At 43.7% G+C, this 14,396-nt stretch carries 15 protein-coding genes; 8 read left to right on the plus strand and 7 right to left on the minus strand.

Annotated features, from left to right (window positions below; translation table 11 throughout):
- Positions 1–19: 19 nt before the first annotated feature.
- The 3 genes from OH455_RS08400 to OH455_RS08410 all read left to right on the plus strand — a co-directional run bounded on the left by OH455_RS08400 (position 20) and on the right by OH455_RS08410 (position 3,841).
- Positions 20–610, plus strand: coding sequence for a GNAT family N-acetyltransferase (locus OH455_RS08400; protein WP_269981057.1), 591 nt, complete (start codon positions 20–22; stop codon positions 608–610).
- A 330-nt stretch (positions 611–940) separates the two neighbouring features.
- On the plus strand, positions 941–2,689 hold the full coding sequence (locus tag OH455_RS08405) for an ABC-F family ATP-binding cassette domain-containing protein (protein WP_269981058.1): 1,749 nt from the start codon (positions 941–943) through the stop codon (positions 2,687–2,689).
- A gap of 144 nt (positions 2,690–2,833) precedes the next feature.
- The gene (locus OH455_RS08410) at positions 2,834–3,841 is read left to right on the plus strand and encodes a Gfo/Idh/MocA family protein (RefSeq protein ID WP_269981059.1); all 1,008 of its coding nucleotides are present in this window, start codon (positions 2,834–2,836) and stop codon (positions 3,839–3,841) included.
- 41 nt (positions 3,842–3,882) lie between these two features.
- Here OH455_RS08410 and OH455_RS08415 read toward each other — a convergent pair whose 3' ends face one another.
- Entirely contained in the window at positions 3,883–4,491 is a 609-nt protein-coding gene (locus tag OH455_RS08415; protein WP_269981060.1) for a LysE family translocator, read from the minus strand.
- Between the two features lie 161 nt (positions 4,492–4,652).
- Between OH455_RS08415 and OH455_RS08420 the strand changes: the two genes are divergently transcribed.
- Positions 4,653–5,210, plus strand: a complete 558-nt coding sequence (locus tag OH455_RS08420; protein WP_205622470.1) for a helix-turn-helix domain-containing protein — start codon at positions 4,653–4,655, stop codon at positions 5,208–5,210.
- Positions 5,211–5,259: 49 nt separating this feature from the next.
- Here OH455_RS08420 and OH455_RS08425 read toward each other — a convergent pair whose 3' ends face one another.
- Positions 5,260–5,853 (minus strand): cysteine dioxygenase, encoded by a 594-nt coding sequence (locus OH455_RS08425; RefSeq protein ID WP_269981061.1) that lies wholly within the window; start codon positions 5,851–5,853, stop codon positions 5,260–5,262.
- A gap of 268 nt (positions 5,854–6,121) precedes the next feature.
- Between OH455_RS08425 and OH455_RS08430 the strand changes: the two genes are divergently transcribed.
- On the plus strand, positions 6,122–6,835 hold the full coding sequence (locus tag OH455_RS08430; RefSeq protein WP_269981062.1) for an SDR family NAD(P)-dependent oxidoreductase: 714 nt from the start codon (positions 6,122–6,124) through the stop codon (positions 6,833–6,835).
- A gap of 59 nt (positions 6,836–6,894) precedes the next feature.
- Here OH455_RS08430 and OH455_RS08435 read toward each other — a convergent pair whose 3' ends face one another.
- On the minus strand, positions 6,895–8,607 hold the full coding sequence (locus tag OH455_RS08435; protein WP_269981063.1) for a S8 family peptidase: 1,713 nt from the start codon (positions 8,605–8,607) through the stop codon (positions 6,895–6,897).
- A 460-nt stretch (positions 8,608–9,067) separates the two neighbouring features.
- Between OH455_RS08435 and OH455_RS08440 the strand changes: the two genes are divergently transcribed.
- Together OH455_RS08440 and OH455_RS08445 are read left to right on the plus strand one after the other, a co-directional pair.
- Positions 9,068–9,637 carry a hypothetical protein gene (locus tag OH455_RS08440; RefSeq protein ID WP_269981064.1) on the plus strand — a complete coding sequence of 190 codons (570 nt, stop codon included), beginning with the start codon at positions 9,068–9,070 and terminating at the stop codon, positions 9,635–9,637.
- A gap of 188 nt (positions 9,638–9,825) precedes the next feature.
- Positions 9,826–10,302 carry a PaaI family thioesterase gene (locus OH455_RS08445; RefSeq protein WP_045974865.1) on the plus strand — a complete coding sequence of 159 codons (477 nt, stop codon included), beginning with the start codon at positions 9,826–9,828 and terminating at the stop codon, positions 10,300–10,302.
- Between the two features lie 74 nt (positions 10,303–10,376).
- Here the strand turns inward: OH455_RS08445 and ompW are convergent, their stop codons facing one another.
- The 4 genes from ompW to OH455_RS08465 all read right to left on the minus strand — a co-directional run bounded on the left by ompW (position 10,377) and on the right by OH455_RS08465 (position 13,772).
- Positions 10,377–11,024, minus strand: coding sequence for an outer membrane protein OmpW (ompW, locus tag OH455_RS08450; RefSeq protein WP_269981065.1), 648 nt, complete (start codon positions 11,022–11,024; stop codon positions 10,377–10,379).
- 259 nt (positions 11,025–11,283) lie between these two features.
- Positions 11,284–12,537, minus strand: a complete 1,254-nt coding sequence (locus OH455_RS08455; RefSeq protein ID WP_269981066.1) for a peptidoglycan DD-metalloendopeptidase family protein — start codon at positions 12,535–12,537, stop codon at positions 11,284–11,286.
- A 217-nt stretch (positions 12,538–12,754) separates the two neighbouring features.
- Positions 12,755–13,054 carry an isoamylase early set domain-containing protein gene (locus OH455_RS08460; protein WP_269981067.1) on the minus strand — a complete coding sequence of 100 codons (300 nt, stop codon included), beginning with the start codon at positions 13,052–13,054 and terminating at the stop codon, positions 12,755–12,757.
- A 100-nt stretch (positions 13,055–13,154) separates the two neighbouring features.
- On the minus strand, positions 13,155–13,772 hold the full coding sequence (locus OH455_RS08465; protein ID WP_443088592.1) for a hypothetical protein: 618 nt from the start codon (positions 13,770–13,772) through the stop codon (positions 13,155–13,157).
- Positions 13,773–13,841: 69 nt separating this feature from the next.
- Between OH455_RS08465 and OH455_RS08470 the strand changes: the two genes are divergently transcribed.
- Positions 13,842–14,249 carry a GFA family protein gene (locus OH455_RS08470; RefSeq protein WP_269981069.1) on the plus strand — a complete coding sequence of 136 codons (408 nt, stop codon included), beginning with the start codon at positions 13,842–13,844 and terminating at the stop codon, positions 14,247–14,249.
- The last annotated feature ends 147 nt before the right edge of the window (positions 14,250–14,396 follow it).

A 14,396-nucleotide genomic window follows, 5' to 3' on the forward strand; every position in this document is an offset into this window, starting at 1 on the left:
GCAAATGGAGAGGTACACAATGACATACACAGCATTACAAAGTGGGCAATCATTCCCTTTAAGTGACACGCTAAGCATCCAACTAATTCAACGTGACGACCTAAACGATATAATCGCTATGCTCAACGACCATAAGGTGAATGCCTATTTGTTCTTCGCACCAGCTGCGGACAGCATGTATCAGGCGTTTTTTGAGCCCATTATTGAAAACACTGAGCAAGCGGCTGAAAAAGGAAGTTGGCCAGACAGCCCAACATTTGTCATTCGAGACCAACAAGGCCACTACATGGGCATGTGCGGGTTGTCTAAAGTCATGTTTCTCGAAGGCAACTACGAAGTTGGGTATCAACTTCCCGTCCACGCATGGGGCCAAGGGATCGCTACTCGCGCCTGTCGCTTGCTCACCGATATTGCATTCACCGAGTTAGGTAGCCACAAAGTCAGTGCAGACTGCTATGGCGCTAACATAGGTTCATACAAAACGATGGAGAAGTGCGGTTTTTCATTTGAAGGCCGTCAAGTTGACTACTACAAGGTTGAGTCAGGATTCGACGACAAGGTGTATTACGGTATCACCGCTAATCAATACTTCAACGTGTTGAGCACATAAACATCTTCAAGATGGGTCACAAATATTGCCAACTGTGCAACGTTTCTAAATAGTGAAGCTAGACCAACAGCAGGGCATTCCCTTACACTCTCGTCACTGGGCCCATCAATCAAAATAAGGAGGAACCCCCATGACTAAGTGTGAATTGCATTTCGCACGCTTCTTCAGCGAACGTGCAAGCTCAAGTTTTACTGGTATCGTGCTGCGATAACCTTTGCTTGAGCGAAGATTAATACATACAGACTAGAGTCTCTTCTCTCTGGCTTACAGGGTTATCGTCAGCAATGTTTGACGAAAGGCATCTTCATGCCTGTAATTCTTGAGTAAGTTATGAGCACTTTACTATCTGCACAATCTATTTCTTATCAAACGACTTCAGCTCCTTTGCTTGAAGACATCTCTTTCACTCTAAAAAAAGGCGACCGAATCGGCTTAGTCGGTCACAACGGTTGCGGTAAAAGTACCCTTCTGAATCTACTTCATGGTGGAATTCAAGCAAATGCCGGAACCATTACAACAGCAAGCCATTGCCAATTAGAATGCGTGGAGCAACACCTTCCACAATCTTTGCTGCGCCAGTCAATGATGGACGCTGTACTTGATCGTTTACCTGACAGTGAACGACTCAGTCAACGTTGGCGAGCTGAACTCATTCTTTCAGAAATGGGGTTCGATTCATCACAATGGTCATTAGCCGCTTCTGGCTTAAGTGGCGGTCAGCATACGCGCTTGCTGTTAGCTAGAGCATTGATCGTGGAACCCGACCTACTCTTACTGGATGAACCAAGTAATCACCTTGATCTGACAACACTCCTTTGGTTAGAGCAGTTCTTGCTGAACTGGAATGGGAGTTTCGTACTCGTATCACACGACCGAAGGTTGCTGGACAACACCACCAATTGCACCTGGATACTGCGTGACAATAGCCTGCACTTCTTTCAACTGCCCTGCTCCCAAGCTTTGGAAATGCTTGAGGCACGTGATGACGCTGACATGCAACGTCATCAAGCGGAGCAAAAAGAAATCGACCGTATTGAGAAAAGTGCGAAACGCCTCGCTGTTTGGGGACATGTTTACGACAATGAAGACTTATCGCGAAAAGCCAAGAACATGGAAAAACGCGTTGAGAAGCTAAAAGGCGACCAGACGATACTCACGTGTGGGACACCATGGAAGTTGGAGTTAAAAGGCGAACGTTTAAAAGCGGACCGCTTACTGCAAATATCCGATCTGGATGTTTCGCCATCGCCTAAAGCTCCATGCTTATTCAATATCGTGGCTAACCAATTGAAAAGTGGCGATCGGGTAGCCATTGTTGGCAAAAATGGAGGGGGGAAATCAACCTTGTTGAAAACGCTATGGCAAAGCTACCATCAGGATGATGCGGTACAACAAAGTATTGTGTTTCATCCTAGGGCCAACGTTGGTTTTTACGATCAAAGCCTTAAGCAACTCGACGATAACAAAACCCTATTGGATGCTCTGGCGAGCTTCACTTCTGTACCAGAAGAAAAGCGTAAGATGGCGTTGATCAGCGCTGGATTCCCGTACCTTAGACACAATCAGAAAGTTCATCAACTGAGTGGTGGTGAACGATCTCGCTTGTTGCTTATCGGGTTAACTCTAGCAAACTACCACCTTCTCTTGCTCGATGAGCCAACCAATCATTTGGATCTCAAAGGCAAAGAAGAACTGGCAGAAACGTTGGCCAATTTTTCAGGTGGATTATTGCTTGTCACTCATGACAGAGAATTGATTGAAGCAAGCTGCAATCGCTTTTGGTATATCAAGGGGAATTCTCTGGAGGAATGGTTAGACCCGCAACAGCTTTACCAAGCAATGAGTTCAGAGTCATCTCTTGCCTCAAATGAAACAGCAATCGAAGAAACTCAAGTAGCGACTCCTTTCCCTCTAACGGACGGGCTCGCTGATGAAGAGCAGTTAATTGAAAAACTCTATGACCTCGAAACAAAACTGGAGGAAGATGTGTCGAGAAAAACCAAGCACCAAAAGCCTAAGCTTCAGGCTTTGTGGCGCAAAGAGATTGCTCTGATTAATCAACAACTGGGAATTGAATAGCTCTCAGCTTGATAGTGACTTTCTTTAAGCAAAAGTCGCCTACTCAAGGCGGCTTTCTTTTTTAGTTCAACGACTTCTATTTGACGTAAACCCGCACTCATCGCTAGTATCAGCCTCATTAATACTAGAATGATAAAAATTGATATGACAGGACAAAAAGTACGCTGGGGTATTGCCGGCCTTGGGAAAATTGCCCATCGCTTTACCGCCGATCTCACTCAGCACGTCAATAACGCGACTCTCTACGCCGTCGCAGCCAGAGATGAACAGCGCGCGAATGCTTTTGCCCAGAACTATCAGGCTGCCCACGCTTACTCTTCTTACCAAGCCATGGCAGAAGACCCAAATGTTGATGCCGTATATATTGCGACTATCCATCCATTTCACAAAAGCATGGTTGAGCTGTTCTTGAAACACCGCAAGCACGTTCTGGTTGAAAAGCCAGCGTTCACTAACACCCAAGACTGGGACGACATGAAGGCACTGGCAGATAGACAAGGCCTATTGCTCATGGAAGCCATGAAGTCAGTCACTTTCCCTGCTTACCGAGCATTACGAGATTTCATTCAAAACAATAGCATTGAGATAGAATCAGTCGAAGCGGCGTTCGGCAACTGGCATGAGTTTGATATTCAACAGCAAATATTTAACCCTAACCTATGCGGCGGTGCGACTTTAGATGTCGGTGTTTATGCGCTCTGGCTGTACGCGGATCTTTGTCAACTCCAACAGAGTGAGATCCAACCGCCATCGGTGACCTATCAGAAGCACAATACTCAATCCAAGGTCGATGAAACCGTGGAGTTTACGTTTAATCACGGTATCAAGGGCAAGATTGGCGCTTCAATCAGCCAAGACCTAAAACGTGTTGCGACAATACGTGGTCCCGAAGTTGAAATTGTTATCCAAGATAAGTGGTGGAATCCAACCGTCATTGATATCACATACAAAGATGAACATACCCAGATCTCACACATACCTGCAGGCGGTGGATTTGAGTTTGAAGCTGCTCACTTATCCCAGCTGATCATTGATGGTAAATCGAGCTCGAACTTCGTTCCTCATCAAACCAGTCGCCAGGTGATTGCTTTCATGGAGCGAAGCCTGAAAGACAATGGGTTCTCGCACTTGCTTCACGCCTCTCATCAATAACACTAATCATAGCGCCGAACTTTTCGCTTGGCGCTTTTCAATCATAGTTGCCTAACGATCTCTCCAACAACAGGCAAGACAGAGACGACTAGCAGCAACGCCATCAGCCTATTGAAGGCTTTCAAATAGGCTGGTTTGTCTATGTATCGGCGTAACGAAGAACCAAACACCAACCACACGCCAACACAAGGAAACGAGGCAATAAAAAACATTGAAGCGATGGTGAGGTTTTGAGTCATATACCCTTCGCCTATTGTCGTAAATGCGGATATCGCACCAATTGCCACAACCCAAGCTTTGGCATTGACCCACTGAAACAGAGCTCCATTTAGAAAACCAAGCGGTCGATTTCGGCCTTTCTCAGCACTCACTCTGTCAGCTATGGCGATCTGCAATGCGAGATACAAGAGGTAAAGTGTTCCCATGACTTTGACCGTCAAAGAGAGCTGCGGGAACAAAGAAAAAAGTTCACCAAAGCCCAACCCTACCAATAGCAACATCAAAGTAAATCCAACACAAATACCGGTTAACAGCGGCAGGCTGCGTTTGACTCCAAAATTCAGTCCAGATGTCATCACCATGATGTTGTTTGGCCCCGGTGTCACCGAAGATGAAACGGCAAACAAAGCGACGGAGAGTAGGTATTCCATAATAAAAGCCTCGACATTTAGTGGTTACTGTCACCGATTGCAACCGAAGTTAAACATTATAATGAACGTTAGAATTTTATAATGAACACCAAAAAAACGTTTGTCAAATCATTTCATCGTTTTTTATAATGAACGGAAATACACTGACTAGAGAGAGCATTGTGGATCAAAGTAAACCGCCAATCGAACAAATCGCTGCCACTCTGAATGCTGAAAGGTTGAATGCTGGCTTAAGTATCGCCGAGGTAGCAAGACGCGCTAACATCGCAAAATCGACGCTCTCGCAACTCGAAAATGGCGTTGGAAATCCGAGTATTGAGACGCTCTGGTCCATCTGCGTTGTCCTTGATATTCCTTTTTCTCGTCTAATTGAAACACCAGCACCTACGACCAAAGTTATTCGCTATGGTAAAGGAGTGAGCGTATTTTCAGAGCAAAAGGATTACCAAGCCATATTACTAGCTGCCAGTCCAGCAAATGTTTGTCGAGACATCTACTGGATTGACGTTAAACCTGGCCAACCGTTTTTGTCCAAGCCACATAACCCTGGAGTTGTTGAGCATGTCGTGATCGTTAAGGGCCGTGCAAGGCTCGGATTGCAAACCGATCCTTATGAACTTGGCGAAGGGGATTACATTTCGTACCCCGGAGACTTACCACATATGTTTGAAGCCCTCGAAGAAGAGACTCGAGCGATGCTGATTTCTGAATACCGCTGATGGCAGAAAGACGAGCAATATGGCTCGCCTTTCTGCTATCAGCCTGACATCAAATTTCATAGAACCAAGAATCTTGCTGCAAGTCCAACAACTCTGGCTCGCCTCCTTCCAACTGATACAAATGGAATTGTTGTAACGGTGGAGAATAGACATGCAGTGTGACTAGAGGTTCATCATCGGCCTGTAAATTAGAAATTTGGTGAATATCGTTGTCTTTGCTAACAGTGACACTACCTTGTTGGTAATGGTAGGATTGGGATGCATAAATATGACCATTCGCTGCCGTTGCAAACAAAGTCTCGGTCGCTTCACCATGCAGAACTCGTACGCCACAGGCGGTATTTAAATGATCATGAATTTTGCTTCTCTGGCCATTTAGCCAACTCAATATAAGCACTTCACAGTGGTCGTTTTTGAACAATCTCCTGCGACAATAGTTGTCTTGATCAAAACTGGATAACGCCTTTATCTCAGTGTCATCCAATGCCACCTTTTCAAGTATGAATCTGATCGTTGCAAGCGACAATGGTTTATTAGACAACTTAATTTGCTCTATAAACCCCTGAAAATTAAGTCGATAGTCACTATCAAGTAATGCCGATAGTGCTGGTGCTTGCTCTTGAGTTATCGCAGAGTGTCGCAAATTGTCCTCCTCACACATCCTGTTATGTTTTGGCAAATACACCTAGTTGTCTTTAGATGTTGCATGAATAGACAATGAGCTGCATAAAAAGTGTCACATAGAAATGTCATTCAGAGAAGGCCATCACCATTTTACAAGTAATTAACAAACGAAAAAATTACCTCACAACCTTGAATGCTGTATACATCTGCTACGACCTCTGAGACATCGCTTACGCCACAATGAGAATCGCTGTAGAGTATGCATAAACTCAAAAGGACAACATTCAATGACCAAAACGGCTTTAATCACAGGTGCTAGTCGGGGGATTGGCAAAGCGCTATCTCACTACTTTGCTAACCAAGGCTACAACTTAGTGCTGATTGCCAAGCAAGAAGCCAACCTCAACCGTTTGTTTGATGATTTGAAGGACCAGTATCCTCATCTCAGCATAAAAACTCACCATCTAGATTTTGCGCAACCCGAAATCGCTGTAAATTCTTTTGAGGGGATCCTCAATCAGCTAGAAACAATTGATGTTTTAGTAAACAGTGCGGGCGTGCTGAAAGCAGGCCATATAGATCTGACATTTGAACAGTTATCTGAGTTAATCAACGTCAACTTACTTTCCACTATCGCAGTGTGCAATGCCGTGGCAGCAAGAATGAAACATCAGGGGTTTGGAGAAATTTACAATCTAGGATCGACTGCTGGGCTATCTCCGGTACCAAAAATTGCGGCTTACTCAGCCACTAAGTCAGCATTGGTAAGCTATAGCCAGTCCCTCTATCAGGAACTACTACCGCACAATGTTCAAGTGTGTTGCTTATGCCCAAGCGTTGTCGATACCGATATGACCAATGATGGGCGAATCGAAAACGAACTAAAAATACAACCTCAAGACCTAGCAAAAGCGATAGATTTTGCCCGTAGCCTGTCCACAGGAGCAGCAATGTCTATATTACCTATTCGCTGTAAAGTCATCGACTTGGAAAATAGTTGATCCGTAATGAAGCAATAAAAAAGGGCTACCACTGTAGCCCTTAGCATTTTTACATTAAGTTATTTGCGACTTTCTAACTCTTCAAAAATCGCTTCCGCATCAACAACACCACCAGAGATTGACAGTGTGCTGAACGGGACAAGTTCTTCAGGAGTAGAAGGCTTCTTAACCAATAATTCTGGGTAAGTGCGCGCCTTACTCTTCAGCAGCTCTTTAAGCTCAACCGCAGACAGGTCTGGATAGTGTGACCATACCATAGCAGCGACACCAGAAACGACTGGCGCTGCCATACTCGTGCCGCTGTACGCAGCGTAGTTGTTGTCTGGAGTTGAAGACAGAACACGGTAACCTGGGGCAAAGACATCAACCGTCTCTTGACCAAAGTTACTGAAGCTCGCAACCAATGAATCATCCGCATATTTCGCCGATGCACCGATGTCCATCCATGTTGAGATTGGCTTAGACCAAGAGTGCTTAGCAAAACGGTTCGGGAAACTAGGCTTAATATCGTTGTCGTTACGACTGTTACCTGCAGAGTGTACAATCAGTACACCTTTACGCGCTGCGTAACGGAATGCGTGGTCTACGATGTACTTACGTGGCGAGTAGCTCTTACCAAAACTCATGTTGATGATCTTGGCACCATTGTCGACAGCGTAGCGAACCGCGTTAGCAATATCTTTATCTCTTTCGTCACCATTTGGTACCATACGAACTGCCATGATTTGCGCATGATCAGCAAGGCCATCGATACCAATGCCATTGCGACGTTCAGCAGCAATAATACCAGCTACGTGAGTACCATGAGCGCCAACAGGGCCTTTCACATCATTGTTGCCATACCCTTTCTCCCAAGGGTTATTGATGTTATCCATCACGATGTCACGACGTGTATCAAGCTCTAGGTTGTAGTGATAATCTAGAGACTCTTGATAACGACTTCTGCGTGATTCTAGGTAATCAAAAGAATACCAAGATTCAAATACGCCAAGTAACCCTTTAGCGGCTTCAACGACTTCAGTATTTGAGTGGTCAAGCAAGACTTGTAGACCGTCTACCGTAAAGTCTTTGTGATCGGTTAATTGACTGATCTTATCTTTGTACTGATTCGCTTGCTCAGTTGCTTCCGTCACTTGATTAAGAGAAGTCTGGTTGTACTCAACTGATTCTAGATAGTCCGCTTCCACGCCCTTGTAGTATTCGCGTTTTTTGCGCGGAATCCAGTGATTACCCTCTTTTAACTTGAGGTATTTTTTGTACTCACGAGTCACTTCTAGCGTGTCTTGATCAACATTGACACCTAAAGAGTTACCAAGGAAGTTCCAACCGTGAACGTCATCGATGTAGCCATTACCATCATCATCGATACCATTACCTGGAATTTCGTCTTCATTGGTCCAAAGTTTGTTTTTAAGATCTTCGTGGTCAATATCAACACCAGAGTCAAGAACCGCAACAATAACAGGTTGTGGCTTTAATGGTGGAAGCAATGACTCATAAACATAGTCGGCACCCACACCTTGAAGGCTGGAATAATTTGCTGAAGCATTGAACCAGTCTCCACGATCGGCTGATGGGTTGCTCATCATACGCATTGAGAACAAGGCGAAAGGTTGTACTGGCTTAGGCGAGTAATCTTCAACAATGTTGCCTTTCACATCTTTGATGAAAGGTGAGTTTGTTGGAACTGTTTCAGCACTAACGCTGACTGAAACCGACGCTGAAGCCATCATAGCGACAGCAAGTGCGGAAAGCTTATATCCGTTTATCATTCTGTTACATCCTATTTAATTATACGCTTACAAAGCGTTCAAAAGATAAAATGCAACTCAATCAAGATCATTCACAAAATCAATTAAATGAGTTTAAGATCTCACTAAGCGAGATATTTATCGCTCAAAATTTGAGATAAATTCTATTAATAATATTAACATTTATATAACGCACGATATCTATTTAATTATCCTTTTAATTCATAATCTTAATATATAAATTCATTTAAAAACATCAGTTCAAAAATTGTCTAAATTTAATATCAAAATGGTCAATAAAAATTAATATTCGATGCTGACTCATACTGTTGAATCGTTAAAAAACCAATGTAAATAAAGGGTAATTTAATGTAGATAATGAAATTTTTTAACACTAATGAGATTGCCTATCTATGACATGTGGTAATCGAACCAAGATTCAATTATTTTGGCTATTTGTCATCACCAATAGGTAAGAGATATGCCTCATAGACAGCCTGTACCAAACCTCAATTTATCCAACCTACCACTTCAGCAAGCTCTAGTCGATTCGGTCGTTGACGCTTTTATCGACGACGAAGACGTGCTTGCTGCAGTATTGTTGGGCTCCTTGGCCGCTGAGACAGGCGACAGGGTTTCTGATGCCGATGTTGTTGTCTTCACGACCAACGGTTTCCATCGGAGATCTGAACGAGCTTACCAAGCCTTTGAAAATAACAAAGACATTTTTTATTGTCTCGATGGCTTCCACAATGACCGTGCTTTTTTTAAAAAATATATCTTCAATGATATGACCAGCGCTGAAATTCATTGCCTCGATCTTGAAGAGCCTTTCATGCTCTCAAAACCTTTCAAGGTATTATTTGATAAATCAGATATCGTCACCTCCCGCCTTACTGATGCGCCGGCACCCAAGCATAAAGACTTCCCGGCTTATACTAGCGGCGATCAAGGGCTTATTTGGGAGTTATTCGATTGCATCAAATGGTTGAGTCGTGATGACACTACCTTGGCAAAAGATTACATTAAGAAGCTGGCTAACAAGCTTTAAGTGATTTTAGGTATGGTAACGCTTTGAACCATGGCCTGATGACGTCATCAGGATTGATACCGCAGGAAAAAGCATTGAGCAAGCCTTCACAGAATTGCTAGATAAGCTTGAAGTCTGGTCATCTCCTGCTTAACTACACTGTGTATAACTCTTTGAAATCTAAAAACACTAACGTCTCAGGAGCAGGTATGGAGCAGAATAACGCCTTTCAGGAACAGATCCCCAATAACCATTGTTTTGGCTGTGGAGCCGAAAATGCGATGGGGCTACAAATCAAAAGCTACTGGAATGGAGACAATGAATCTGTCTGTACTTTTACTCCTTCTGCTCATCACAGTGCTGGGCCTTTGCATTTCCTCAATGGTGGGATCATCTCAACCATCATTGATTGCCACTGTGTCTGCACCGCCATAGCGAAAGGCTATGAAATGCAAGGCAGAGAAATAGGAGCAGGAGAGATGATTTGGTTTGCAACCGGAAGTTTGGATGTCAAATTCCTCAGACCGGTTCCCATAGACGATGACGTTCAGCTTATCGCTTCTATCATTGACGCGAAAGACAACAAAATAGAGCTCCAATGCGAACTGTTTTCTGGTAACACACTTTGCTGTCAAAGCCGGGTTGTAGCCGTCAAAGTCCCCAATGAGTGGTTTGAAGGCAGATAAACACGACTAAAAAGCCAGTGACTCACGTCACCGGCTTTACTTAATCCATCCGACTTATTATGTCGAACCAGTCATTAGAACTTGTAACCGCCACCAATCATAAATACCCATGGGTCGATTTGTACGTCTGTTGAGTACTCAGTAGAGCCAGCTTTGTAAGTCGCTGTTGTATCGATGTCGGCATACCAAACAGAAGCGTTCAGGAACCAGTCTTCGTTAAGCATGTAGTCCACACCAAGGTTTGCAGCTAGGCCCCAAGAGTCATCTAACGAAAGATCGCTCAAACCCGCACCAGTCCCCGTACCATTTAGCTCTTCATCAAAGAAAACCGTGTAGTTGATACCTGCACCAACATACGGACGAATGTCACTACTCGCGTCACCGAAGTAATACTGAACCATAAAGGTTGGCGGCAGATGTTTTGTCTCAGCAATGTCGCCTAAGTTATTAAGGTTAGTTGAAATTTTGTGCGAGAAAGGGGTCGCCGCAAGTACTTCCAGACTGATGTTGTCAGTCAGCATATAACCAAAAGTCAGGCCAAGCTGAGTGTTGGAATCTACACCGAACTCAGAACCTGCGTTATTTAGTACATCACCACTGCTGTCGTTTGGTGCTACGGTTGCGATACCTGCGCGGACAATAAAATCACCTTCTTGGTGAGCTAGAACATTAACGGAAACAAGGGCAGCAACGACTGCCAAACCACATACTGTTTTATTCATTGTTGATTTCCTTACGTAGGGCTTTCTTTTAATTAATGATTGAGGGAATCTTATTTATTGTGGCCTGCAAGTTAACACACAAAGACCTTACTCTTTTGATGGAAATCAATTTGTGAATTTTATTGATTAGCGATTTACATTTGTTTCGACTTGATCACCTTTTCAATGCAATATGATGACATTTATGTAATGCAGCCTTTGTGTGTATCACAGACAAAAAAAGCTCCCGAAGGAGCTTTTTGTTTAGATATTTTTGCGGTTAGCCTGTGGTTTCAGGCTCACTTTGTTTGGCAAGTTGAATCTCTTGTTGTCGCAGCATCGCGTCAAGTTCATCTCGACGTACCTTAAATGCGGTCATTTCACTTTTCGGAACAGAACTCGCCATTGGTATGTTAGCCGTCATGGCATTAACAGGCCTGCCACGGTCAATCAATTCATAGTGAATATGAGGGCCAGTCACTCGACCCGTTGCACCGGACAAACCAATTCTTTCACCACGTGATACTTTCTGCCCTTTTCGAACGAGAATTTTACTCAAATGCAGATAACGCGTTTTGTAGCGGCTACCATGCTGAATCACAACATAGTTACCCGCATAGGGGTGTTTACGCGTCATCACAACGACACCATCACCCGTTGATACAATCGGCGTTCCTGTTGGAGCAGCCCAGTCAGTACCATTGTGCGGGGCTATTCGTCCAGTGACTGGATGTTTCCGTGTCGGGTTAAAGTTAGAGCTCAGCCTGTAGTTCGCATTAATGGGCTTACGTTGGAATGCGCGTTGCAGGCTATTTCCATTTTTGTCGTAATACTGACCATCAGAGTGCAGATAAGCCGTCACTTCTTTGCCACGGTTATAGATTTTCACTGCTTGAAGCTCTTTATTACCCGTCTGTTGTTCGCCAACGTATTGTTTCGACAAAACCACTTCAAACACATCACCAGCACGAAGATCACGAGCAAAATTCAGCTTATCTTTGAGTAGCGACACAATCTGCTCGTTCTCACTACTTCCCAGCCCCAAACGGTGCAGAGATTGAGAGAAGCTGCCTGCGATTTCTCCCACCAGCGCCTGTTCTTTCCATGTGCCGGGGATCTTCACATCCTCAAACGTATAACTACCATCATCGTGGCGCTTATAAACGGCGCGTTCGACGATGCTGAACTCTAGCTCCATTTTCGCTAAGTTCTTCGTTTCAGTATCTCGCCAAAACCTGAGAGTATTTCCCGGCTTTAAAGTATCCAGCGCAAGATAGTTAAGATCCGTTTCCATAATCTTCATCAGTTCGCTGTAACCAAAGCCCAGCTTACTGAAAATGGAACTTAGATTGTCGCCTTTCTGAATTACGTACTCGTAATTTGGCATGTCATGAACCACTTGAATGTCAGTAAACAAGTCATTCACAATGCTGGATTCAGGCAGCGAAAGATCAATAGTGCGCTGATAATGGTTGCTTTTGTTTGTTGCAGATAAAACCAATGCAGCAACAACAGGAAGGCTCAAAAGCATCATTTTTCTCGACTTGGAGAGTTCTCGAAAGCGAGACGCCAATCTTTTGGATTGCACAATTTGACCTTATTACTTGATTTTAAGAAAGGCCTGATGTTACGAATTTATGCCTAGCTTGTCACCTATGGAATGTCATGTTTGGATCAAAAAAGGCGCAAACGCGCCTGTATCAGTATGACTTATGAATGATAGTAATCACCCACTTTCACATGCATTCAGATTACTGATAAGTTGAAACCAATCCGTTATCTGAACCAAAACCATTAGGCTGATATTGATCTGCATTGGGGTCATTAATCCACTTCTCATTATCCACTAAGTAGCGAAATTCGAATTGGCGGTCTTTCGGTAAACGTGTTTTGAATTTATATGATTTTGATTTAGCGCCTTTTTTCATCTGTGTTGGCTGCCAGTCCAAAAAATCGGCTACGATAGCGACAGACTGCCCGACCTGCTCTTCTGAAAGTTCGAACGTCACTTCTACTTCATCTTTGGTTTTAAAGAATCGCTTATTGATCATGTTTAACTCCATTAACGACAAAAACAAATCCATCTCATCACTTGTTAGGCTAAAGAATAAGCAATCTGTACCCTATGCACAATACCGTATTGAACACTGATTACTCGACACGTTCTAGACTATCCTGCCCATTCAACTTGAAAAGTATAGTCGTTGAAATGACAGGCTCTTGTGACATTGATTGATCAGCATCACGTTGTTTAACTCTTACAACTATATTGTGCTGCTGTTTTTCTAGCAAATCTACGATGATCCGGTCCCCTAGGAATTGAGCTTCTTTTGAAATCATGCGTTTTCTAAACTCATCATAGTGAAACGTTACCAAATAGTAGAACACGCCAGAGCCTTGGTTTGAGACAGTCATAATCGAGGTATAAATAGTCGGGGTAACCTGGAGCAACTTACTGGTATCAACAGTAACGACACCACGTTCTTCACCGTCTTCATAAGTGCCACTTGCTAGCCCTGTCGTTGGGTTTAGCTCTTCCATAAACGTATAAGCTTGGCTTTCAGGTACTTTCACCGTCCAAGGATTCATAGTCGAAAGACCAAAAACAGACTTCATCACAGCATCACTGCTCGCCATTTGATTAGGAAACTTTGCCATGATCTCCTCATCAGAAAGGCTGAATCGGTAGAGGCCAGCGATTGTGACTACTATTAATAAGAAGATCGGAATCAAAAGAATCAGAGGAATAGGTAAAAGGCGCTTTTTCATCTTGTAGTATGTCTTATCAAATACATGAACACAGTGGCATCATGTTAGCAGCAAGGACAAGGAGATAAAATGGAACACGAGCAGAAAATACGTATGGCCGATTGCAGTTGTGGGCAGGTCAATCTGGTTTGCCGAGGTGAGCCAGTGAGAACGTCAGTGTGTCACTGCTTTGAATGCCAAAAGCGAACGGGGAGCGTTTTCGGAGTTCAAGCTAGATTCAAGCAAGAGCAAGTTTCTTTCAGCGGAGATCTTGTCGAATACACTCGCATCAGTGATTCAGGTAATGAAGTCACCTATTCGTTTTGTCCTAGATGCAGTACGACAATGTCACTCAAACTCAGTGCAGCCCGAAATTTTATTGTTATACCTGTTGGTATTTTTCAAGAACAAGATTTTCATACCCCAAGCTTTTCTGTTTACGAAGAAAGGCAACACGGCTGGGTGAAATTTGACTGCCAGATGGAACATCATCACTAATTGAATGAAGTGTTGAACGACAAACCTTGTCTTGATTTAGGCTTGACTGTGAATGTGAAGAAGGCTGGATTTTGATATCTACTGACGAACTGACTACTGAATAAGCGTAGTAAGGGACGCCCTTAACCAGAAGCTGAGCCAGCTTGG

Source organism: Vibrio sp. T11.5, from assembly GCF_027587155.1.
In the GTDB taxonomy this organism is placed as follows: Bacteria; Pseudomonadota; Gammaproteobacteria; order Enterobacterales; family Vibrionaceae; genus Vibrio; species Vibrio neptunius.

Excerpts from the sequence above, each read along its gene's own strand:
- OH455_RS08455 (WP_269981066.1), bottom strand. The coding sequence starts at position 12,537 with ATGATGCTTTTGAGCCTTCCTGTTGTTGCTGCATTGGTTTTATCTGCA.
- ompW (WP_269981065.1), bottom strand. The coding sequence starts at position 11,024 with ATGAATAAAACAGTATGTGGTTTGGCAGTCGTTGCTGCCCTTGTTTCC.
- OH455_RS08470 (WP_269981069.1), top strand. The coding sequence starts at position 13,842 with ATGGAACACGAGCAGAAAATACGTATGGCCGATTGCAGTTGTGGGCAG.
- OH455_RS08430 (WP_269981062.1), top strand. The coding sequence starts at position 6,122 with ATGACCAAAACGGCTTTAATCACAGGTGCTAGTCGGGGGATTGGCAAA.
- OH455_RS08415 (WP_269981060.1), bottom strand. The coding sequence starts at position 4,491 with ATGGAATACCTACTCTCCGTCGCTTTGTTTGCCGTTTCATCTTCGGTG.
- OH455_RS08445 (WP_045974865.1), top strand. The coding sequence starts at position 9,826 with ATGGAGCAGAATAACGCCTTTCAGGAACAGATCCCCAATAACCATTGT.
- OH455_RS08405 (WP_269981058.1), top strand. The coding sequence starts at position 941 with ATGAGCACTTTACTATCTGCACAATCTATTTCTTATCAAACGACTTCA.
- OH455_RS08465 (WP_443088592.1), bottom strand. The coding sequence starts at position 13,772 with ATGAAAAAGCGCCTTTTACCTATTCCTCTGATTCTTTTGATTCCGATC.
- OH455_RS08400 (WP_269981057.1), top strand. The coding sequence starts at position 20 with ATGACATACACAGCATTACAAAGTGGGCAATCATTCCCTTTAAGTGAC.
- OH455_RS08440 (WP_269981064.1), top strand. The coding sequence starts at position 9,068 with ATGCCTCATAGACAGCCTGTACCAAACCTCAATTTATCCAACCTACCA.
- OH455_RS08460 (WP_269981067.1), bottom strand. The coding sequence starts at position 13,054 with ATGATCAATAAGCGATTCTTTAAAACCAAAGATGAAGTAGAAGTGACG.
- OH455_RS08435 (WP_269981063.1), bottom strand. The coding sequence starts at position 8,607 with ATGATAAACGGATATAAGCTTTCCGCACTTGCTGTCGCTATGATGGCT.
- OH455_RS08410 (WP_269981059.1), top strand. The coding sequence starts at position 2,834 with ATGACAGGACAAAAAGTACGCTGGGGTATTGCCGGCCTTGGGAAAATT.